Here is a 20,550-nt window from a genome sequence, read left to right as displayed (position 1 = left end):
GCCATGTCTGAGTCCCTCGCCACCGAAGAGCCGCAGGCCGGGCCGGTGTCCGTGCCGGTGAACGGCCCCGGGCAGCAGTCCCCGTCCCTCGCCGGTCGCGCCGCGGCGCTGGACGCCGAGGACGAGCTGGCCGGCCTGCGCGAGCTGTTCACGCTCGACGACAACACCGTCTATCTCGACGGCAACTCGCTGGGCGCGCTGCCCCGCCATGTGCCCGAGCGCCTTCAGGACGTCATCACCAGGCAGTGGGGCGAGCTGCGCATCCGCTCCTGGACCGAGGGCGGCTGGTGGACCGCGCCGGAGCGCATCGGCGACCGGATCGCGCCGCTGGTCGGCGCGGGACCCGGCCGGATCGTGGTGGGCGACTCCACCAGCGTCAATGTCTTCAAGGCGGTCGTGGCGGCCGTACGCCTCGCGGAGGCCGCCGATCCGGCCAGGGACGAGATCCTGGTGGACGCCACCACCTTCCCCACGGACGGATACATCGCGCGGTCCGCGGCCCGGATGACCGGCAGGCGGATCGTGCCCGTCGACCCGGCGGAGCTTGCCGGGGCGCTCGGCCCGCGGACGGCCGTGGCGCTGGTCAACCATGTCGACTTCCGCACCGGCCGCCTGCACGATCTGCCCGGCCTCACCGCGGCCGCGCACGCGGCCGGGGCGCTGGTCGTCTGGGACCTGTGCCACAGCGCGGGCGCCCTGCCGGTCGGGCTGGACGAGCACGGCGTGGACCTGGCGGTCGGCTGTACGTACAAGTACCTGAACGGCGGGCCCGGTTCGCCCGCCTTCCTCTATGTCGCCGGGCGCCACCAGGCCGCCTTCGACTCCCCGCTGCCGGGCTGGAACTCGCACACCGATCCGTTCGCGATGGCCCAGGACTTCGCGGCGGCGGACGGCGCGGTCCGGGGCCGGGTCGGCACCCCGGACATCCTCTCCATGCTGGCGCTGGAGGCGGCCCTCGACGTCTGGGAGGGAGTACGCGTGGAGGCGGTGCGGGCGAAGAGCCTGGCGCTCACGGACTTCTTCCTGGAGTGCGTGGCGGCGTACGCCCCGGCCGGGCGGGTCAGCTCGATGACGCCCGCCGCCCATGCCGAACGCGGCAGCCAGGTCGCCCTGCGCTGCGCCGAGGCACCGGCGGTCATGGCGGAACTGATCTCCCGCGGCGTGATCGGCGACCTTCGCAGGCCGGACGTCCTGCGCTTCGGATTCACCCCGCTTTATGTGGGCTTCGCCGACGCGGAACGGGCGGCGCGGGTGCTCGGAGAGGTGCTGGCGGAGGTGCCGGGGCGGCCGGCCGGTGAGCAGGGGGACCGAGGGGTGTGATCGCTCCCCTTCGAGGCTGATACCGTCCCCGCTGATCAGGTCAATTCGGCCCCAGCACCGAAAGGTTGGAGCAACATGCCGGACCCCGCCGCGCACGACGCCGTTGCTCATGACGCCGTCGAGACCGCATCGGTCTTCGCACGACCGGCCGTCCGGCCGGATGCCACCGCCGCGTACGGCGAGCATCCCGACCAGGTGATCGACTTCTACGCGCCCCGGGGCGGCCAGGAGCGGGCGCCGCTGGTCGTCGTGGTGCACGGCGGGGCGTGGCGGGCGCCGTACGACCGGGCGCACCTCTCGCCGTTCGCGGACTTCCTGGCCCGCCGGGGCTTCGCCGTCGCCAATGTGGAGTACCGGCGGGGCCGGGAGAGCGCGCCGGGGGACGGCGGCGGACCGGTCGCGGGACGCTGGCCGGAGACCTTCGACGATGTGGCCGCGGCCCTGGACGCGCTGCCCGCGCTGGTCGCGGACGCGCTGCCGGGGGCCGACGCGCGGCGCGTGGTGGTGACGGGGCACTCGGCCGGCGGTCAGCTCGCGCTGTGGGCGGCGGCCAGGCATGTGCTGCCCGAGGGCTCGCCCTGGTGGCTGCCGGAACCGCCGCCGCTGCGCGGAGTCGTGGCGCTCGCGCCGATCGCGGATCTCGTACGCGCCGTGGAGCTGGATGTGTGCGGTGGCGCCGTCCTGCAACTGCTCGGCGGCGAGAAGGAGTTCAAACAGCGCAGGGAGAGCGCCGATCCGGCCGCGCTGCTGCCGACCGGAATCGCGACGGCCGTGGTCCAGGGCCGTACGGATCTGACCGTGCCGTATGCCGTCGCCGAGGCGTTTGTGGACGCCGCGGCCAGGGCGGGCGAGACGGTCGGGCTGACCCTGCTGGAGGACGTCGGCCATTTCCCGCTCGTCGACCCGGCGGCGGACGCGTGCGCGGTGGTGGCGGAGGAGATCGCCCAGCTCGCCTGGTGAAACGCCCGGCCGGCGCCGGCGGTCCCGGGCCGGTGTGAGGCGTCGCACCCGGATCCGCTCCGTGCCTGGTGGGACTGTGTAGTACCTGGGACGGACGGCGGAGGATCCGCTTCGCTGGTGACGACTCCGTCCGTGTCCCCGCCTACCGTGGCAACGTGACCGAGACAGATACCGGGAAGACCCGGAGCCCCGAGTTCCGCCTGGCCATGGGCGCGCTCGGCGGCCTGCGCCAGGACCTCTTCCACGATGCCTTCGCCTACCGTCCGCTGGGCCCCATGCGGACGGACGGTCCGCTGGTCGGCCGGCTGCCGGGCCGGATACGGGAGTACGCGGCCTGGACACCGCACGCCCTGGTCGTCGCGGCCGCGCTGCTGGTGCTTCTCGTCGGCGTCGGCAACGGCGGCGTGCTCGACCTCTTCCCCGTGGTGCCGGTGCTGCTCACGCTGGTCAGGCCGGTCGGCGCCTGGTGGATCCTCCTGGTCGGCAACGGCCTGCTCAGCCTGGTGGCCGGCAACGGCTTCGACGGCTGGCCCTGGACCCCCGGGGCGTTCGCCGCGTATCTCGTGGTGACGACGGTGGCCGCGATCCGCACCCGGCCGCGCACGGCGGCCTGGATGTGGCTGCTCACGGCGGCGTACGGGCTGTTCGCCGAGGCGTTCCTGAACGGCGGCTACTACGGCTCCAACACCGTGCCGCTGCTCTTTGTCACCGCGCTGGTGCTGCTGACGGTGACCGCGTTCCACATCCGCCGCGAGGCGAAGCAGGAGGTCGCCGCGCAGCAGAGCGTCACCGCCGTCGAACGCGACCGGCGCACTCTGCTGGAGGAGCGCACCACCATCGCCCGCGAGCTGCACGATGTGGTCGCGCACCACATGTCGGTGGTGGCGATCCAGGCGGAGGCCGCCCCGTACCGGGTGGAGAATCCGCCGCCCGAGCTGGAGCAGGCCTTCACCACGATCCGGGAGAACGCCGTCGCCGCGCTGACCGAGCTGCGCCGTGTCCTCGGCGTCGTACGGGCGGAGGACTACCAGGCGCCGGACGCCCCGCAGCCCACGCTCGCCGACCTCGAAGGGCTTCTCGGCAATGTCAGGGACGCGGGTCTGACGGTGGAGAAGACCGTCACCGGAGCGGTGCGCGAGCTGCCGCAGGGCGTCGAACTGTCGGCGTACCGCATCGTCCAGGAGGCCCTCAGCAATGTGCTGCGGCACGCGCCGGGCTCGGCCGCGCGGGTCGAGATCTCGTATGTGCTCGGCGGGCTGGGCCTGCGGGTGGTCAACACTCCGCCGCGCGGCCCGGTCAAACCGTCGCCCGGCGCCGGGCACGGCATCACCGGTATGCGGGAGCGTGTGACGATGCTGAACGGCGAGATGACCGCCGATCTCCTGAAGGACGGCGGCTACGAGGTCGCGGCGTTCATCCCGGTGGCCGCCGTACGTGACGGAGACGCGTCATGACGATCCGGGTGCTGATCGTCGACGACCAGGTGATGGTCCGTGAGGGCTTCTCGGTCCTGCTGAACGCGATGCCGGACATCGAGGTCGTCGGCGAGGCGGTGAACGGCCGCGAGGCCGTGCGCCAGGTCGACGCGCTGCGCCCCGATGTGGTGCTGATGGACATCCGGATGCCGGAACTGAACGGGATCGACGCGACCCGCGAGATCGTCGCGGCGGACGCCACCGCGAAAGTGCTGGTGCTGACCACCTTCGATCTCGACGAGTACGTGTACCAGGCGCTGCGGGCCGGGGCCTCGGGCTTTCTGCTGAAGGACGCCTCGGCCCGGCAGCTCGCCGACGGGGTACGGGTGGTCGCGTCCGGCGAGGCGCTGCTGGCGCCGACCGTCACCCGGCGGCTGATCACGGAGTTCGCCAAGCTGGCGGAGACCCCGCGCGCCCCGGCGATGGCCCGGATGGGCGATCTCACGGAACGTGAGACGGAGGTGCTCGTCCTGATCGCGCAGGGCCTGTCGAACGCGGAGATCGCGGCGCATCTCGTTGTCGCGGAGTCCACGATCAAGACGCATGTGAGCCGCATCCTGGTGAAGCTGGGGCTGCGGGACCGTACCCAGGCGGCGGTGTTCGCGTACGAGGCGAGGCTGGTCACACCGGGATAGCGCCGGTCCCGGCCGGTGGCACACGGGTGAGCGGGGCCCGGACACCGCACGGCCCCGGCCCGGCCCCGGGCCGCCGGCCGTCACCGGTCGGGCGCCCGGCCCCGCCCTCATGCCGCGTCGGGCCCCGAATACGCCTCCGCCGGCAGCGTCAGCCCCCATGCCCCCGGCCGCAGCGTCCAGGTCCTGGTCCGTACCGGACCGGTGACCCGGGCGTCCGCCCGGTAGCGGAAGTCCGCGCCCGACACCGTCACGGAGAGCGCGCTGGCCCGGAGCGGCTCGGCCGCCGCGTGGGTACGGATCACGACCTCGGCCCGGCCGCCGCGCGAGCGCACCGTCACGCCCTCGACCGGCTCGTTCAGATCCCTCAGCAGCACGCCGTCCGCCTCCACCCGCAGCCGGTGGCTGCGGGCCGCCGGGGCGCCGGGGGCCGGCCGTACCAGCGTGCGGACCAGTGAGCGGCAGGTGTCCCAGACGGACGGGACGGCCGGGAGCGCGCCCCGGCCGGGCAGAGCCGGTATCCGCAGATCGCCGAGGACCACCCCGTCGCTGTCGTCGACCAGCAGATCCAGCCGGCGCACCGCCCCGTCCAGCACGGCGCGCGCCGCCGCCACCGCGCCCGTCGGCACGCCCAGCGAACGCGCCAGCTCCACGGAGGCCCCCACCGGCACCAGCGAGAGCGACCCGGAGGCCAGTTCCCGCTCCCGGTGCAGCAGGGCGACCACCCGGAGCAGCGCCCGGTCGTCGCCGATCACCACGGGCCGCCGGCCGCCCCGCCGGGCCAGCGCCCGCGCGAACTCCTCCGGGCCGTCCGGAAGGCAGATCTTCACGGACGCGCCCGCGCTCAGTACGTCCTTCGCGATCCGCACGGATTCACCGTCGCTCCGGCGGGCGACCGGGTCGATGACCACCAGAAGCTGCTGCGCGCCGTCATAGGCGGGCTCTGGAGCCGACACCTCGGTCCTTCCTCGGGTAGCATCTTTGTGCAAGAGCCCCTTGCGCTATTGCGCCAGGGGCTTCGTCTATTCCGGGGCAACCGGTTCGACGGTTCGGGCTGTGTCGTACAACGCTGTGCGATCTCATACGGCGTACACACGCCGCGTGGAAGGCGTTTGTGCGCCCCCGACCTTGGACATGCCCCGCCCGGAAGGGGTGTACGCCTGTGCCCGCACTTGTGCTGCTCGGTGCTCAGTGGGGTGACGAAGGCAAGGGAAAGGCCACCGACCTGCTCGGTGGTTCCGTGGATTATGTCGTGCGCTATCAGGGTGGCAACAACGCCGGCCACACGGTCGTCGTGGGCGACCAGAAGTACGCACTGCATCTCCTCCCTTCCGGAATCCTCTCACCGGGATGTATCCCGGTGATCGGCAACGGAGTGGTCGTCGACCCGGCCGTCCTGCTCTCCGAGCTGAGCGGGCTCAACGAGCGCGGTGTCGACACATCCAAGCTCCTGATCAGCGGAAACGCTCACCTGATCACCTCGTACCACACCACCATGGACAAGGTGACCGAACGTTTCCTCGGTTCGAGGAAGATCGGCACGACGGGCCGTGGCATCGGCCCCACCTACGCGGACAAGATCAACCGCGTCGGTATCCGCGTCCAGGACCTGTACGACGAGTCGATCCTGACCCAGAAGGTCGACGCGGCGCTCGACTTCAAGAACCAGGTCCTGGCCAAGCTCTACAACCGACGAGCCATAGAGTCCGGCAAGATCGTCGAGGAACTGCTCACCTACGCGGCGAAGTTGAAGCCGTATGTCTCCGACACGACCCTGGTGCTGAACAACGCGATCGACGAGGGCAAGGTCGTCCTCTTCGAGGGCGGTCAGGGCACGCTGCTCGACGTCGACCACGGCACGTATCCCTTTGTCACCTCGTCCAACCCGACGGCGGGCGGCGCCTGTACGGGCGCGGGTGTGGGGCCGACGAAGATCAGCCGGGTCATCGGCATCCTCAAGGCGTACACGACGCGGGTGGGGGCGGGTCCGTTCCCGACGGAGCTGTTCGACGCGGACGGCGAGGCGCTGCGCCGCATCGGCGGGGAGCGGGGCGTCACGACGGGCCGGGACCGCCGCTGCGGCTGGTTCGACGCGGTGATCGCGCGCTACGCGACCCGGGTCAACGGACTCACGGACTTCTTCCTCACCAAGCTGGACGTGCTGACCGGCTGGGAGCAGATCCCGGTGTGTGTGGCGTACGAGATCGACGGCAGGCGCGTCGAGGAACTCCCGTACAGCCAGACGGACTTCCACCACGCGAAGCCGGTGTACGAGTACCTGCCCGGCTGGTCCGAGGACATCACCAAGGCGAAGTCCTTCTCCGACCTGCCGAAGAACGCGCAGGGATATGTGAAGGCGCTGGAGGAGATGTCCGGGGCGCCGATCTCGGCGATCGGCGTGGGCCCCGGCCGTACGGAGACGATCGAGATCAACTCGTTCCTCCAGTAGGGCGTTCCGGACGTCCCGTCCGCTCACGTACCGTGCCCCGGCGTCCGTCAGGCCGCCGGGGCACTCCGGTGTCCGGGGGCCGGTCAGCCGGCCTTCTTGTAGGTCAGCGCGTCCCCGGTCGTGGTGACCCGGCGCAGGCTGCCGTCCGACAGGATGGTCAGCTCCGTCGGCGTCCCGGGGGTGCAGGCGGTCATCGGTTCGCCGGTGGTGACCTTGGACGGGCCGATGCTCAGCGGGGCGCCGGAGGCGGGAGCGGACGCCAGGGGCGCCTCGAAGACGCAGTGGTAGCTGGTGCCGCCGTTCGCGGCCGGGCCGTCGGCCGTCAGGGAGAGGACCGTTTCGCCCACGTCGCCCTGGCGGATGACGAGCCGGCGGGGGCTGAAGCCCGAGCCGGTGCCGACCCCGCCGGTCCAGGTGCCGAGGTACTCCGCCGGCACCTCGCCCTTCTCGGCGGACGGCGAGGGCGAGGCGGACGCCGGGGACGAAGGGGAGGAGGAGCCCGGCCCGTCGCCGGCCGGCGGCTTCGGGTCCTGGGAGTCACTGGCCCGGGTCGCCCGGTCGTCCTTCGCACTGTCGCCGCCCAGGAAGGCGTAGACGGAGCCGGCCGCGCCGAGCGCGACGATCACCGCCACGGCGATCAGGGTGAAGGCGCCGCGCTTGCGGGGTTCGGGCTCGGGCACCGGAGCGGGACCGTGGGGAGCGGCGGGGCCGGGGGCGCCGCCGTACTGCGGAGGCGGTGCGTAGGGCGTCGGAGCCGGGCCGCCGGGCCCCGGGTGCGGATGGCCGTACGGCCGCTGCCCCTGCGGCGGCACAGGTGTGAGCGGCGGCGCCTGGCCGCCGGGCGGCAGCGCCGGCGTCCGCGCGGCCGGTGGCAGCGCCTGCGCCGGGCGGCCGGGCGGCCGGGCCGCGTTCGGCGCCGGGGAGAGCCCCTCGGCGGGCGCCTGGACGGGCCCTCCGGCCGGAGGCGGTGACACGGCCGGTGCCGCGGCCGGTGACGCGGCGGCGACGATCATCGTCGGCATGCCGCTCACCCCGGGCGCCACCCACGGCGGCGGCTCCACCCGGGCCACCACGCCCGACGACGAGGGCGTCTGCTCCGCCGGGTTCTCGTGCTCCAGCAACTGCACCGCGTGCTGGCCCAGTTGCGCGAGCAGCCCGACCGGCAGCCAGGGCTCCCCGCCGGGCCCCACCCCCGAGTCGGAGAACTCGCCGACCCGGGCCAGGATGTCCTTCGTGGTCGGCCGCTCGGCCGGGTCCTTCTGGAGGCAGGCGTCCACCAACTCCGCCAGCCAGCGCGGGAGTCCCGACAGATTCGGTTCCTCCTGCGCGATACGGAACATCAGCGCCGGCGATGTGTCCTGCCGGGGATCGGCCGCGCCGAACGGCGACCGGCCCGTCGCCGCGTACGCCAGGACCGAGCCGAGGCAGAACACGTCGCACGCGGCGGTCACCCGCTCCCCGCGCACCTGCTCCGGCGCCATGAAGCCGGGCGAGCCCAGCGGCGCGCCTGGCCGGGTCGGATCGCTGTCACCGGCCGTCTCCAGCGCGCGGGCTATGCCGAAGTCGATGACGCGCGGCCCGCCTATCGTCACCAGCACATTGGACGGTTTGAGGTCACGGTGGATGACACCGGCCGCGTGGATGTCCTGGAGCGCGTGCGCGAGACCGGACGCGAGGATGCGCACGGAGCGTTCCGGCAGCGGGCCGTGCGGCCCCGAGACGACCGACTGGAGGGCGGGCCCGGCCATGTAACCCGTCGCCAGCCAGGGCGTCGCCGCCTCCGTGTCGGCGTCGAGGACCGGCGCCGTCCACGCGCCGCCGACCCGCCGCGCGGCGGCCACCTCCTGCCGGAACCGGTCGCGGAACCGCTTCTCCTCGGCCAGCTCCTGGCGGACGAGCTTGACCGCGACCGTACGGCCGCGGTCGGAGCGGGCCAGATAGACCTGGCCCATCCCTCCGGCGCCGAGGCGCGCCAGCAGCCGGTAGTCGCCGATGCGTTGTGGATCTCCTGCTGCGAGCTTTTCCATGGCCGCGCGGCCTCTCCTCGTACTCCGAAGTGCCCCTGAAACCGTCAGAAGCGGCGCGCCCGGCGGTGTCCGCCCCGCTCGCCGCCCTGGCCGGCCGCTGCGTTGCCGCGTCACGCGGGTACGGCCAGTACGAACGCGATCCGGCGCATCCGGCCGCGCCGGGACGCCTGGCTCGCGGGCGAACGTTACCGGGCCCGGGGCCATGGCCGGTACGGCGGACCGCCCTGGGGACGGGGCGCGCCGCACGGCGGGGCCGCCCGGGGCGCCTTTCTCACTCCGGCCAGCCGGAGTTCTCGATCACCTCGACGAAGTCCTTCCGTACGAAACCGGGCGAGAAGTGCGCGAGGACATCCGACTTCACATTGCCGAAGGCCGTGTCCGGCCGGTGCTCGATGCCCTCCGTGAACGCCTGGAGGATCCGCCGCTTGAAGTCCGGCCGGGGATGCGCCGCGACGACCTCGTCCCGCACTTCCGCCGGGACGACGTCCAGCCCCATCCCCAGTACATCGAACTCGACCCCTGCCGTGACCAGGGCGACCTCGGGCTCCATATGGGCCGGGATCTCCGGAGTCGTGTGCAGGGCGATCGCGGTCCAGACGATGCGCGCGTTCTCCCGGGAGAGCCCGTGGCGCAGCAGGAAACCCCTGGCCGCGTCGGCGCCGTCGATCTCGAAGCGCTGCTTGGAGGCCCGGTAGCCGCTGGTGAGGCCCAGGTCGTGGAACATCGCGCCGATGTAGAGCAGTTCGGGATCGTACGACAGGGAGCGCCGCTGTCCCTGGAGCGAGCCGAAGAGGAAGACCCGGCGGGAGTGGTCGTACAGCAGCGGCCCGGTGGTGTCCCGCACCATCTCGGTGGCCTCCCTGGCCAGGCTGCTGTCGGGGATCTCGATACCGGCGATGCGCTCGGACATGGCGGATTCCTTTCACGAGGCGGCCACCGGGGCCCGGCGGACCGGCCTCCGGTGCGGCGGCCCCGCCCACGGGGCCTGTCACCACTCTCACGCCGGTCACCAGGACCCCGCCATGTCCATCGGGACGGACATCCCACACATCCGGACATCGGTCCGGGCTACCGTGGCCGTATGCGGGGCAGAGAGCGCAGGGACATCAGCGTGTTCGTGTACGACGGCGTTCGGCTGATGGATGTCGCCGCGCCGCTGGAGGTGTTCGGGACGGCGGCGGGGCTCGGCGGCGCGTACGCGCTGACGGTCCGCTCGGCGGACGGCGGGCCGGTGACCACCTCCACCGGTACCCGGCTGGGCGCCGACGCGCCGGCCGCCGGGACGGGCCGGATCCACACCCTGGTCGTCCCCGGCTCCGACGAACTGCCGCACCGGCCGCCGCCCGCGGGGCTGCTGGACGCGGTCACCGGGCTGGCCGGCCGCTCCGCGCGGATCGCGTCCGTCTGTACCGGTGCCTTCGCGCTGGCCGGGGCCGGGCTGCTGGACGGCAGGCGGGCGACCACGCACTGGCGGCACGCGGGCGTCCTGGCCCGGCGCTTCCCGGCGGTGGACGTCGACCCGGACGCGATCTTCGTACGGGACGGCCCCCTGTACACCTCGGCCGGAGTGACCGCGGGCATCGATCTCGCGCTCGCGCTGGTCGAGGAGGACGAGGGCGCGGAGCTGGCCCGTGAGGTGGCCCGCGATCTGGTGGTGTTCCTGCGCAGGCCCGGCGGCCAGTCGCAGTTCTCCGTCGCCGCGCGCACCCCGAGTCCGCAGCACGACGTGCTGCGCGGCCTGCTGCGGGAGGTCGCGGCCGATCCGGGCGCCGACCACTCGCTGTCCGCGCTGGCCGGGCGCGGCGGGCTGAGCGCGCGTCATCTCACGCGGCTCTTCGGCGAGCAGGTCGGCAGCACCCCGGCGGCGTATGTCGAATCCGTCCGGCTGGAGGCGGCGCGGGCGCTGCTGGAGGCGGGGGAGACGGTCACGGGCGCGGCACGGCGCAGCGGTCTGGGCAGCGACGAGTCGCTGCGACGGGTCTTCCTGCGGCAGCTCGGTGTGACCCCGTCGGCCTACCGGGCGAGGTTCCGTACGACGGCACCGGCGCGCTGAGCCGTAGGGCGGGTGCCGGTGTCCCGAGCCGTACGGGGGGTGCCCGGCCGGTGCGTGGACACCCTGCCGATCAATGCGGCCCAGGCCATACACGATGGCCATACCGCCGCCCACCCGCACCTCCCTAACCTGGACGGATGACCCCTTCCGCTGACTCCGCCGCCGCCACTCCCGCCGCCCCCGCCGACCCGGGAGCCGGCGCCGCCGTGAAGGCCGCGGACCGCGCGCATGTGTTCCACTCCTGGTCCGCCCAGGAGCTGATCGACCCGCTCGCCGTCGCCGGCGCCGAGGGCTCGTACTTCTGGGACTACGACGGCAACCGCTATCTCGACTTCACCAGTGGCCTCGTCTTCACCAACATCGGCTATCAGCACCCCACCGTCGTCGCCGCGATCCAGGAGCAGGCGGGCCGCCTCACCACCTTCGCCCCCGCCTTCGCCCTCGATGTGCGCTCCGAGGCCGCGCGCCTGATCGCCGAGCGCACCCCCGGCGACCTCGACAAGATCTTCTTCACCAACGGCGGCGCCGAGGCCGTGGAGAACGCGATCCGGATGGCCCGGCTGCACACCGGCCGCCCCAAGGTGCTCTCCGCGTACCGCTCCTACCACGGCGCCACCTCCACCGCGATCAATCTGACCGGTGACCCGCGCCGCTGGGCGTCCGACACCGGCTCCTCCGGCGTGGTCCACTTCTGGGCGCCCTTCCTCTACCGCTCGCCCTTCTACGCCTCGACGGAGGCGGAGGAGTGCGCCCGCGCGCTGGAGCACCTCGAAGCGACCATCGCCTTCGAGGGGCCCGCGACCATCGCCGCGATCATCCTGGAGACCATCCCGGGCACGGCCGGCATCATGACGCCGCCGCCCGGCTATCTCGCGGGGGTCCGCGAGATCTGCGACCGGCACGGCATCGTCTTCGTCCTCGACGAGGTGATGGCGGGCTTCGGCCGTACCGGCAAGTGGTTCGCCGCGGAGCACTTCGATGTCGTCCCTGACCTGCTGACCTTCGCCAAGGGCGTCAACTCGGGCTATGTACCGCTCGGTGGTGTGGCCATCTCGGCCGCCGTCGCGGACACCTTCGCCACCCGCCCCTACCCGGGCGGACTCACCTATTCCGGCCATCCGCTGGCCTGCGCGGCGGCCGTCGCCACGATGCGGGTGATGGAGGACGAGAAGGTCGTCGAGCACGCCGCCCACATCGGCGAGACGGTCCTCGGCCCCGGGCTGCGCGAGCTGGCGACCCGGCACCCCTCGGTGGGCGAGGTCCGCGGTACCGGTGTCTTCTGGGCCCTCGACCTCGTCCGGGACCGGGAGACCCGCGAGCCGCTCGTGCCGTACAACGCGACCGGCGAGGCGAACGCGCCGATGGCCGCCTTCGCGGCGGCCTGCAGGAGGAGCGGCCTGTGGCCCTTCGTGAACATGAACCGTACGCACGCGGTCCCGGCCTGCACCATCACCGAGGCCGAGGCGAAGGAGGGCCTGGCGCTCCTGGACGCGGCGCTGGCGGTCGCGGACGAGCACACGGTGTAGGACGACGGAGGGCCGGCGCGGCGGACGGCGGGTGGGGACCGGCCCACCGCCGCGCCCCGCCGTGCCCGTGCCCCGGCCGGGACCCCGGCCCACCCGCCTGATCCGGCCTGCTCGGAATGGCCGGCCCCGGCCCTCCCACCCGCTGCCTTAAGGTGTCCGGAGCCGGACGAGGGGAGGAAACCATGCCCGCCAGCGGAGCCGTGACCCGCAATACCCTGCGCCAGCAGATCGCGGACGCGCTGCGTGACGAAGTGCTGGCAGGGCGTTTACTGCCGGGACAGGAATTCACGGTCAAGCAGATCGCCGAGCAGTACGGAGTCTCCGCGACCCCCGTCAGGGAGGCGCTGGTCGACCTCTCGGCCCAGGACCTGCTCGACTCCGACCAGCACCGGGGCTTCCGGGTCCACCAGTTCTCCGTCGAGGACTTCCGGGGCATGATCGAGGCACGCTCCCTGCTCGTGGACGGTGTCTTCCGCAAGCTGGAGGGCGAACACGTCGCGGCCAGGGCGCACGGCGCCGCCCTGGTGTCGGTACGCCGCCGGGCCGAGGAGGCCACCCGCGCGGCCAGGACCGGCGACCTGAACATTCTGATCGGCTACGACCTGCGGTTCTGGCGCGAGCTGGGCGCGCTGGTCGCCAATCGCTATGTCGCGGACTTCCTGCACCGGCTGCGCGTCCAGGCATGGGTCTTCTCCGTGCCGTTCCTGCGCGAGGACGCCGAGGGCGAGAAGTGGCTGTGGAGCGGACACGAGCGGCTGGTGGACGCCTTCACCCTCGGTGACGCGGCGGCGATGCGCGCCGTGATCGGCGAGTACGACGATCATTCGCTCGCGTGGGCGGACCGACTGGAGAGTCCACAGCGGTGAGCAGGGATCCGGCGAATGGGGACCCGGGCACGGAACCGGCGGGCCCCCCACTGACCACCGGCGCGTCCGCCGTGGACCTGAGCGTCGTCGTACCGGCGTACAACGAGGAGCGGCGGCTGCGCCCCACCCTGGACGCCATCTGCGCGTATCTGCGGGCGGATCCGGACCGGTGGGGCGCCTGGGAGCTGATCGTCGTCGACGACGGCTCGACGGACGGCACGGCCGGCGTCGCCGCCGAGGCCGCCGCCGCCGAGCCGCGCATCCAGGTGGTGCGGAGCGCCGGCAACCACGGCAAGGGCCATGCGCTGCGCCAGGGCGTCCTGGCCTCGTACGGCCGGCACGTGCTGGTGACCGACGCGGATCTCGCGACCCCGATCGACGAGCTGGACCGGCTCGACAAGCAGCTCACGGCCGACGGCACCGGCGCGGTCATCGGCTCCCGCGCCCATCCCGACGCCCGTATCGAGGTACGTCAGCTCGCGGTGCGCGAGTGGCTCGGCCGGCTGGGGAACCGGCTGATACAGCTTGTCGCCGTCCCGGGGGTCAGTGACACCCAGTGCGGCTTCAAGCTGTTCGACGGCGAGCAGGCGCGGGCCGCCTTCGCCGACTCCCGGCTGGACGGCTGGGGCATCGACGTCGAGATACTGCGGTTCTTCCGGCGCTCGGGCTGGCCGGTGACGGAGATGCCGGTGCGCTGGTCGCACCAGCCGGGCTCGAAGGTACGGCCGCTCGACTACGGCCGGGTCCTGCTGGAGCTGATACGGCTCAGGACCGGACGGGCCGGCCGGACCCGGCGGCCACCCGGGGACCGCCGTACGGATCTCGCCGTCGCCGGGCTCTTCCTGCTCGCCTCCTTCCTGCTCTACAAGGGGCTGTGGGCGGATCTCGACCACGCGTATCTCGCCGACGCGGGCTCGGACCAGAACCAGTGGGAGTGGTTCTTCGAGGTCACCGCCGACAATGTCGCGCACCTGCGCAACCCGCTCTTCACCACGCTCCAGAACGTCCCCGACGGCGTGAACCTGATGGCGAACACCGTCATGCTCGGGCTCTCCGTGCCGCTCACCCCCGTCACCCTCGCCTTCGGGCCGACGGTCACCTGGGCGCTGGTGCTGACGCTGGGTCTGACGGCGACGGCCGTCGCCTGGTACTGGCTGTTCGCGCGCCGGCTTGTCCGAAGCCGCTGGGCGGCGGCGCTGGGCGCGGCCCTCGCGGCGTTCGCGCCGCCGATGATGTCGCACGCCAACGCGCACCCCAACTTCCTGGTGCTCTTCATGATCCCGGTGATCATCGACCGGGCGCTGCGGCTCTGCGAGAGCGGGAGCGCGGGCGCGGCGAAGGGCGGCGAGCGGCCCGGCGTCGTACGGGACGGCGTGCTGCTCGGCCTCTTCGCGACGTACCAGATCTTCCTGGGCGAGGAACCGCTGCTGCTCGCGGCGATGGGCATGCTGCTCTTCGCGCTCTCGTACGCGGTCGTGCGCCGCGATGTGGCGCGGGCGGCGCTGGGACCGCTGCTGCGGGGGCTCGGCTTCGCGGCCCAGGTCTGTCTGCCGCTGCTGGCGTTCCCGCTGTACTGGCAGTTCTTCGGGCCGGGGAGCTACCACAGCGTGCTGCACGGGGACAACGCGGGCAACAGCCCGCTCGCCTTCCTGGAGTTCTCGGGACGGGCGCTGCTCGGCGACGAGACGACGGCCGACCGCCTCGCGATGAACCGCACCGAGCAGAACGCCTTCTACGGCTGGCCGCTGATCGCCCTCGCCTTCGGGATCGTGGTGTGGCTGTGGCGGTCGGCCGTGGTCAAGGCGCTGGCGTTCACGGCGGTCGCGGCGGCCTTCCTGTCGCTGGGGCCGAAGTTCCGGATCCCGTTCACGGACGTGGTGCTGCCGGGTCCCTGGCGGGTGCTCGCGCATCAGCCGCTCTTCGAGTCGGTCATCGAGTCACGGGTCGCGATGATCTGCGCGCCGGCGCTGGGCGCGCTGCTCGCGCTGGCCGCGGACCGGCTCACGGACCGGCGCGAGGGCTCCGCCGTACCACCGCGCGCGCACCGGATCGTCGGACTGGCGGCGATCGCCGCGGCGCTGCTGCCGATCCTGCCGACGCCGCTGCCGGTGCGGGACCGTCCTGACGTGCCGCCGTTCATCGCCCGGGGGACGTACCGCTCGTACGTCTCCGCGGGTGAGAGCGTCGTCCCCGTGCCGCTGCCCGATCCCGGCAGCGCCGAGGCGCTGCACTGGCAGTCCGCGACCGGCCTCGGCTTCTCCGTGCCCGGCGGTTATTTCAACGGGCCCTGGGGCGAGGACCGCAGAGGCATCTACGGCGCGCCGGCCCGCTACACCTCGAATCTGCTGCGCGATGTCCGCTACGGCGGCCAGATCCCGGCGATCGGCCCCGACTGGCAGGCGCAGGCCCGCTACGACCTCGCCTTCTGGCGGGCCGGTGTGGTGGTGCTCGCGCCGCAGCCCAATGACGCGGCGCTGTACGAGACGCTGGAGAAGCTCCTCGGCCGGCCGGGACAGCGGATCGGAGGCGTATGGATCTGGGACCTGCCGCCCGGCGGGGCGGCCGGGGCCCGCTGAGGCCCGGACGCTGCCCCGCGCCGTCCGCCGGCCGGGTCGCGCCGGTGCCGTCCGAGGGGGCGCGCCGACGCCGGGCGCCGGGGCGCGCGGGTGCCTTCCGCCGGGGCGCGCGCGGACGGGACGGCCGGGGCTCGCCGGTGCCGTCCGACCGGGACCCTTCGCTGAACGTGCCTGTCGCACTACGCTGTCCCGACCATCGCGCGCACGCGTACGAACCCGTTGGAGAGCGAGCCTCCCTTGGCCTGTGACCTGTGGTTGGTCCCCCTCGTCGATGTGCTGTGCCACAGCCCCGACAATCCCTTCGCCGAAGAGATCGCCATCTACGACAAGGCGCTCGGCGACGCCGGGCTGCCGCCCGTCCCCGTCTTCGCCTATATGCCGGGCCTCTCCGGAGATGTCGCCCCGGTCGCCGGCTTCGACTACGACGCGCTGCACTTCCTGCGGCGCGCGTATCTGCTCCAGCTCTGCGGCCTCGCGGTGACACCGGTCGGTGAGCTGGGCGGTGACTACGAGCAGCTCCTGGAGATGTTCGAGTCGACGGCCCAGCAGTCCCATCTGGTCTGGCACTACGACCACGCGGGCGCGTATGTCCCGGTGGACTTCGCCGGGCCGCTCTCGAACGACGAACTGCTCGCGGGCGGCGGCCCGCTGGGCTCCACCCAGGGCCTGCTGCGCGAGCTTGAATTCGTCGCCGCGTCGATCGGCATCGACGCGGCCAACCCTCCGCCCGCCCCCACTCCGCCGGAACGCCCCACGTCCTTGGAGGAACCGGCGACCTCGACCCCCTACGACGACAGTCCCTTCGCCCGCGAACGCCATGTCTGGCTCGGCCTGCACGCGGCGGCCACCAGAAGCCTGGCCCAGGGCTCAATGATCATCTTTAGCTGACGGCGGCCGGCGGCCGTGCGAGCGGCCGGGTACGGGGCCGTGGCAGTTGTCCGGGTACGGGGGCCGCGTCCGTCTCCGGGGGCCGGCGCCGGCGGGGATCCGCGCCGGCCCCGGCCGCCGGAGGTCACCGTGGTTCCGGCGGCCGCTGCCTCGGCATGTTCGGGCGGGCGCCCGGCGGAAGCGGGAAGCGGCCCGGCGCCGGTACGGAGCCGTCCCGCGCCCCGCCCATCGGCAGCGACTGCATCACCAGCGGCGCGGGCCCCGAGCGGAACTCGACCATCCAGTCCGCCGTCTCCGCCCGCACCAGCTCCGTCACGTCCTCCGCGAATCTCCGCAGCACCGCCAGACAGCGCTCCGCCGCCTCGCTCGCCGTGCCCTCGGCGGGGCCCAGCACCTCCCGTACACACTCCGACGCCCAGTCGAACTGGAGCGTCTGGAGCCTGCGCTGCACCGCCTGCGCGGTGGCGACCGCCCGCATCCACCCCGAGGTGAGCCCGAAGTGCCGGTCGCAGCCGAGGCACGCCGCACCCAGCAGCAGCGAGAGATATCCCCAGCCCGCCGCGCCCACCAGAGCGCCGGTGAGGTCCAGCAGCGGCAGCGCGGCGCCCGCCGTCACCCCGAGGACCGTGGCGGCCCGCAGGACGCGTGCGACACGGCGTTTGCGCAGACGGGCGCAGAGATACCAGTCGACCGTGCGCAGCGCTCCCGTCTCGACCCAGCGGAACAGCTCGTCGAGCCGCTCCGCCGGTTCCGCCCAGTCCCCGAGCGGGAACGGCCCTCCGGTCAGATCGGCGGGCGGCGGGCCGCTGTCTCCCTCGCCGTAGGCGGCACCGGACACGGCGCTCTCCTCCCGGGCGTGGCCTCCCGACTGCATGTCCGGCTGGCTCACCGGGGTACTCCTCTGCGATCTGCTGTGACTCCGTGTGACGGACGGGGTGCGCACGGACAGGCCGGTGCGCGGGACGTGCGTGGTGACGCGGATGCATTCCTACCGCCGAATGGTGGGCTCTGCGTCCGAAACCCCGGTATTTACCCCCAAGCGTGCGCGTTGATCAGGTAAAGGACTCGGGAGGCCCTCACCCGAAAGAGTTCCGGCCGGGCAGGGTCTTTCGTGGGGATCTGCCGGGGCACACGAGCCCGGCGAGATCCGAACGAGAGGCCCCAGGGCGGGCCGCTCGGTGACCACGTAGGCTCGCCTTACAGACAGAACGTCGTCGACATGCCTGGAGTGACCGTGATTCCCGGTGGTGGCCAGCCCAATATGCAGCAGCTTCTCCAGCAGGCCCAGCAGATGCAGCAGGATCTCGCCCGGGCGCAGGAGGAGCTGGCGTCGACCGAGGTCGAGGGTCAGGCGGGCGGTGGCCTCGTGAAGGCCACGGTCAACGGCTCCGGCGAGCTGCGCGCCCTGGTGATCGACCCGAAGGCCGTCGACCCGGACGACACCGAGACCCTCGCGGATCTCGTCGTCGCCGCCGTGCACGCGGCGAACGAGAACGCGCGGCAGCTCCAGCAGGAGAAGCTGGGCCCGCTCGCCCAGGGCCTCGGCGGTATGCCGGGCCTGCCCTTCTAAGACCTCCCGGTAGCAACTAGCGTACGTACCAGCCGTAGGGCACAGCACAGCACCGGCGGCACCGCAGCAGCAAGGAAGGCAATCCGTTGTACGAAGGCGTGGTCCAGGACCTCATCGACGAACTGGGCAGGCTGCCCGGCGTCGGTCCCAAGAGCGCGCAGCGGATCGCTTTCCACATCCTCCAGGCGGAGCCGACCGATGTCCGCCGCCTCGCGCACTCCCTCCTTGAGGTCAAGGACAAGGTCCGGTTCTGCGTGGTGTGCGGCAACATCGCCCAGGAGGAGCGCTGCGGGATCTGCCGTGACGCGCGCCGGGACCCGGCGGTGATCTGCGTGGTGGAGGAGCCGAAGGATGTCGTCGCCATCGAGCGCACCCGTGAGTTCCGGGGCACGTACCACGTGCTCGGCGGCGCGATCAGCCCCATCGAGGGCGTCGGCCCCGACGATCTGCGGATCCGTGAGCTGCTGACCCGGCTCGCCGACGGCGCGGTCACCGAACTGATCCTGGCGACCGACCCCAATCTGGAGGGCGAGGCCACGGCCACGTACCTCGCTCGCATGATCAAGCCAATGGGCCTGAAAGTCACACGCCTGGCCAGCGGTCTGCCCGTGGGGGGCGACCTGGAATATGCCGACGAGGTCACGCTGGGGCGTGCCTTCGAGGGGAGACGACTTCTCGATGTCTGACGCAACCCTGCACGCCGTCAATCAGGACCCGAACGACTTCGCGGTCCAGATCGCCGACCAGATCGAGAGCTTTATCGTCGCCGTCACGGAAGTGGCGAAAGGTGATGAGCCCGACAGCGCTGTGCCCTTTCTGCTGCTGGAGTTCTCCCAGCTCATGCTGGCCGGCGGCCGGCTGGGCGCCCACGAGGACATTCTTCCCGACGAGCGGTACGAGCCCGATCTCGGCCCCGAGCCCGATGTCGACGATCTGCGCGAGCGCTTCGCCGTGATCCTTGAGCCGATCGATGTCTACTCCGAGGTCTTCGACCCGTACGAGCCCCGCAAGGCGCCCGTGGCGTCCCGTATCTCCGACGACATCGCCAATGTGGTCGCCGATCTCCGCCACGGCCTCGCGCACTACCGCGCGGGCCGGACGACGGAGGCGCTGTGGTGGTGGCAGTTCTCGTACTTCTCCAATTGGGGTTCCACCGCGTCCGCGACGCTCCGCGCTCTCCAGTCCCTGGTCGCGCATGTCCGTCTGGACCAGCCGCTGCCGGCGCTGGACGGCCTCGACACGGACCAGGACCTGGGCGAGGACGCGCTGGCCGAAGAGGCCGGCAGGGTGATGGCCGAGGAGATCGGCGGCCCGCTGGGCCTGCGTACGGTCACCTGAGGGCGGCGGAAAGGCGGCGCGGGGCAGCGGCTACATTGCCGCTATTAAGTGGAAGACTTGAGGAGACCCGCGCCTGTGCCACGCCGTCGGCTGCCCTCGTGGGCCTGGCTTACCGTTCTGACCGCCGGAGCGCTCGCCATCGTTGGCGCGGTCGCCCTGGGGGCCGACCGCGCCGCCCCGCACCGCGCACAGGCCGGAGCGGGGCGGCCGTCCGCCTCTCCGAGTGCGAAGGCGTCGCCTTCGCCGCGTCCGGAGTCCGTGATACCCGCCGGATCGGGTGAGGGCAGGCGCATTGTCTATTCACTCCGGCAGCGGCGGGTATGGCTGGTCGACGTGTCGGACAAGCCGGTCGGCTCATTCACCGTGTGGCCCGGGACGGTGAGTCCGGTGAAGGGTTCTTACGGCGTTACTTTCCGGAAGGCCGACGGCACTGGTTCCGACGGGGTCCAGATAGAGAATGTCGTGTACTTCGCCGTTGAATCCGGGATATCCATCGCCTTCTCGAATGCCGTGGACGGAGCATCCCCCGAGCCGGCGGCCGGACTTCAGACCGGGGGAATACGCGTCCGTTCCGCGGACGGCGGTGCCCTCTGGAAATTCGGCACCGTGGGCACCAAAGTCGCCGTGGTCGACTAGGCAGTGTTCGGCGCCGCGCAGGCGCCGGCCGGTCCGGTCCGGTCCGGGACTTCCGGGCTGTGACGCGTCCCACGTTCGGCGTGTCCCCTGCCGTCGTGGGCAGCATCCTCACCGAGCGGCCGCGCCCGGCACCTGGTAAGCATGGGATGGGCAGCACATCTCACGATGTGATATAGCCGGGGTGTCGTGCTGCCGCTCGCTAAACTGAGCCGACAGTAGTAATGGACTGAGCGA

General features: G+C 72.4%; 18 protein-coding genes. 14 read left to right on the top strand and 4 right to left on the bottom strand.

Annotated features, from left to right (window positions below; genetic code table 11):
* The first annotated feature begins 3 nt into the window (after positions 1 to 3).
* From kynU to ABZ707_RS20610, 4 genes are all read left to right on the top strand, one after another.
* Positions 4 to 1,320 (top strand): kynureninase, encoded by a 1,317-nt coding sequence (gene kynU / locus ABZ707_RS20625; protein WP_360176666.1) that lies wholly within the window; start codon positions 4 to 6, stop codon positions 1,318 to 1,320.
* Positions 1,321 to 1,395: 75 nt separating this feature from the next.
* Positions 1,396 to 2,280: an alpha/beta hydrolase gene (locus tag ABZ707_RS20620; RefSeq protein ID WP_360176663.1), complete on the top strand. Its 885-nt coding sequence runs from the start codon at positions 1,396 to 1,398 to the stop codon at positions 2,278 to 2,280.
* A 206-nt stretch (positions 2,281 to 2,486) separates the two neighbouring features.
* Positions 2,487 to 3,734 (top strand): histidine kinase, encoded by a 1,248-nt coding sequence (locus tag ABZ707_RS20615; RefSeq protein WP_360176801.1) that lies wholly within the window; start codon positions 2,487 to 2,489, stop codon positions 3,732 to 3,734.
* Positions 3,731 to 4,390 carry a response regulator transcription factor gene (locus ABZ707_RS20610; protein WP_360176660.1) on the top strand — a complete coding sequence of 220 codons (660 nt, stop codon included), beginning with the start codon at positions 3,731 to 3,733 and terminating at the stop codon, positions 4,388 to 4,390. Before ABZ707_RS20615 ends, ABZ707_RS20610 begins: the two co-directional genes overlap by 4 nt.
* A 107-nt stretch (positions 4,391 to 4,497) precedes the next feature.
* Here the strand turns inward: ABZ707_RS20610 and ABZ707_RS20605 are convergent, their stop codons facing one another.
* On the bottom strand, positions 4,498 to 5,343 hold the full coding sequence (locus tag ABZ707_RS20605) for a diacylglycerol kinase (RefSeq protein WP_360176657.1): 846 nt from the start codon (positions 5,341 to 5,343) through the stop codon (positions 4,498 to 4,500).
* Between the two features lie 206 nt (positions 5,344 to 5,549).
* Here ABZ707_RS20605 and ABZ707_RS20600 point away from each other — a divergent pair, with 206 nt between their 5' ends.
* On the top strand, positions 5,550 to 6,836 hold the full coding sequence (locus ABZ707_RS20600) for an adenylosuccinate synthase (RefSeq protein WP_360176654.1): 1,287 nt from the start codon (positions 5,550 to 5,552) through the stop codon (positions 6,834 to 6,836).
* An 83-nt stretch (positions 6,837 to 6,919) separates the two neighbouring features.
* Here the strand turns inward: ABZ707_RS20600 and ABZ707_RS20595 are convergent, their stop codons facing one another.
* Both ABZ707_RS20595 and ABZ707_RS20590 read right to left on the bottom strand, forming a co-directional pair.
* Positions 6,920 to 8,863 carry a protein kinase gene (locus tag ABZ707_RS20595; RefSeq protein WP_360176651.1) on the bottom strand — a complete coding sequence of 648 codons (1,944 nt, stop codon included), beginning with the start codon at positions 8,861 to 8,863 and terminating at the stop codon, positions 6,920 to 6,922.
* 271 nt (positions 8,864 to 9,134) lie between these two features.
* Positions 9,135 to 9,773 carry an HD domain-containing protein gene (locus ABZ707_RS20590; protein WP_360176648.1) on the bottom strand — a complete coding sequence of 213 codons (639 nt, stop codon included), beginning with the start codon at positions 9,771 to 9,773 and terminating at the stop codon, positions 9,135 to 9,137.
* A 171-nt stretch (positions 9,774 to 9,944) separates the two neighbouring features.
* On the opposite strand from ABZ707_RS20590, the gene ABZ707_RS20585 reads away from it, so the two are divergent.
* The 5 genes from ABZ707_RS20585 (at position 9,945) to ABZ707_RS20565 (ending at position 16,772) form a co-directional block, all read left to right on the top strand.
* Complete coding sequence (locus tag ABZ707_RS20585) at positions 9,945 to 10,916, top strand: GlxA family transcriptional regulator (protein WP_360176646.1); 972 nt, start codon at positions 9,945 to 9,947, stop codon at positions 10,914 to 10,916.
* 137 nt (positions 10,917 to 11,053) lie between these two features.
* The gene (locus ABZ707_RS20580; protein WP_360176643.1) at positions 11,054 to 12,442 is read left to right on the top strand and encodes an aspartate aminotransferase family protein; all 1,389 of its coding nucleotides are present in this window, start codon (positions 11,054 to 11,056) and stop codon (positions 12,440 to 12,442) included.
* A 182-nt stretch (positions 12,443 to 12,624) separates the two neighbouring features.
* Entirely contained in the window at positions 12,625 to 13,308 is a 684-nt protein-coding gene (locus tag ABZ707_RS20575; RefSeq protein WP_360176640.1) for a GntR family transcriptional regulator, read from the top strand.
* Positions 13,309 to 13,358: 50 nt separating this feature from the next.
* Positions 13,359 to 15,884: a dolichyl-phosphate beta-glucosyltransferase gene (locus tag ABZ707_RS20570; RefSeq protein ID WP_360176798.1), complete on the top strand. Its 2,526-nt coding sequence runs from the start codon at positions 13,359 to 13,361 to the stop codon at positions 15,882 to 15,884.
* Positions 15,885 to 16,121: 237 nt separating this feature from the next.
* Entirely contained in the window at positions 16,122 to 16,772 is a 651-nt protein-coding gene (locus ABZ707_RS20565; protein WP_360176637.1) for a hypothetical protein, read from the top strand.
* Between the two features lie 124 nt (positions 16,773 to 16,896).
* On the opposite strand, the gene ABZ707_RS20560 is transcribed toward ABZ707_RS20565, so the two are convergent.
* Positions 16,897 to 17,661, bottom strand: a complete 765-nt coding sequence (locus tag ABZ707_RS20560; protein ID WP_360176634.1) for an SLATT domain-containing protein — start codon at positions 17,659 to 17,661, stop codon at positions 16,897 to 16,899.
* Between the two features lie 345 nt (positions 17,662 to 18,006).
* Here ABZ707_RS20560 and ABZ707_RS20555 point away from each other — a divergent pair, with 345 nt between their 5' ends.
* From ABZ707_RS20555 to ABZ707_RS20540, 4 genes are all read left to right on the top strand, one after another.
* Positions 18,007 to 18,342 (top strand): YbaB/EbfC family nucleoid-associated protein, encoded by a 336-nt coding sequence (locus ABZ707_RS20555; RefSeq protein WP_360176795.1) that lies wholly within the window; start codon positions 18,007 to 18,009, stop codon positions 18,340 to 18,342.
* Positions 18,343 to 18,428: 86 nt separating this feature from the next.
* Entirely contained in the window at positions 18,429 to 19,028 is a 600-nt protein-coding gene (gene recR, locus ABZ707_RS20550; RefSeq protein ID WP_360176631.1) for a recombination mediator RecR, read from the top strand.
* Positions 19,021 to 19,680 carry a DUF5063 domain-containing protein gene (locus tag ABZ707_RS20545; protein WP_360176628.1) on the top strand — a complete coding sequence of 220 codons (660 nt, stop codon included), beginning with the start codon at positions 19,021 to 19,023 and terminating at the stop codon, positions 19,678 to 19,680. The genes recR and ABZ707_RS20545 overlap by 8 nt, the downstream gene beginning before the upstream one ends.
* 90 nt (positions 19,681 to 19,770) lie before the next feature.
* Positions 19,771 to 20,316: a hypothetical protein gene (locus ABZ707_RS20540; protein ID WP_360176792.1), complete on the top strand. Its 546-nt coding sequence runs from the start codon at positions 19,771 to 19,773 to the stop codon at positions 20,314 to 20,316.
* Positions 20,317 to 20,550: the final 234 nt, after the last annotated feature.

Source organism: Streptomyces sp. NPDC006923 (assembly GCF_040635655.1).
Lineage (GTDB): Bacteria > Actinomycetota > Actinomycetes > Streptomycetales > Streptomycetaceae > Streptomyces.
The sequence above is the reverse complement of the archived record's forward strand: the minus strand, read 5'-3'. Positions and strand labels throughout refer to the sequence as shown.

What these genes read in the sequence shown, in the direction of transcription:
- ABZ707_RS20580 (WP_360176643.1), top strand. Translation starts at nt 11,054, where the DNA reads ATGACCCCTTCCGCTGACTCCGCCGCCGCCACTCCCGCCGCCCCCGCC.
- kynU (WP_360176666.1), top strand. Translation starts at nt 4, where the DNA reads ATGTCTGAGTCCCTCGCCACCGAAGAGCCGCAGGCCGGGCCGGTGTCC.
- ABZ707_RS20545 (WP_360176628.1), top strand. Translation starts at nt 19,021, where the DNA reads ATGTCTGACGCAACCCTGCACGCCGTCAATCAGGACCCGAACGACTTC.
- ABZ707_RS20620 (WP_360176663.1), top strand. Translation starts at nt 1,396, where the DNA reads ATGCCGGACCCCGCCGCGCACGACGCCGTTGCTCATGACGCCGTCGAG.
- ABZ707_RS20585 (WP_360176646.1), top strand. Translation starts at nt 9,945, where the DNA reads ATGCGGGGCAGAGAGCGCAGGGACATCAGCGTGTTCGTGTACGACGGC.
- ABZ707_RS20595 (WP_360176651.1), bottom strand. Translation starts at nt 8,863, where the DNA reads ATGGAAAAGCTCGCAGCAGGAGATCCACAACGCATCGGCGACTACCGG.
- ABZ707_RS20615 (WP_360176801.1), top strand. Translation starts at nt 2,487, where the DNA reads ATGGGCGCGCTCGGCGGCCTGCGCCAGGACCTCTTCCACGATGCCTTC.
- ABZ707_RS20610 (WP_360176660.1), top strand. Translation starts at nt 3,731, where the DNA reads ATGACGATCCGGGTGCTGATCGTCGACGACCAGGTGATGGTCCGTGAG.
- ABZ707_RS20590 (WP_360176648.1), bottom strand. Translation starts at nt 9,773, where the DNA reads ATGTCCGAGCGCATCGCCGGTATCGAGATCCCCGACAGCAGCCTGGCC.
- ABZ707_RS20575 (WP_360176640.1), top strand. Translation starts at nt 12,625, where the DNA reads ATGCCCGCCAGCGGAGCCGTGACCCGCAATACCCTGCGCCAGCAGATC.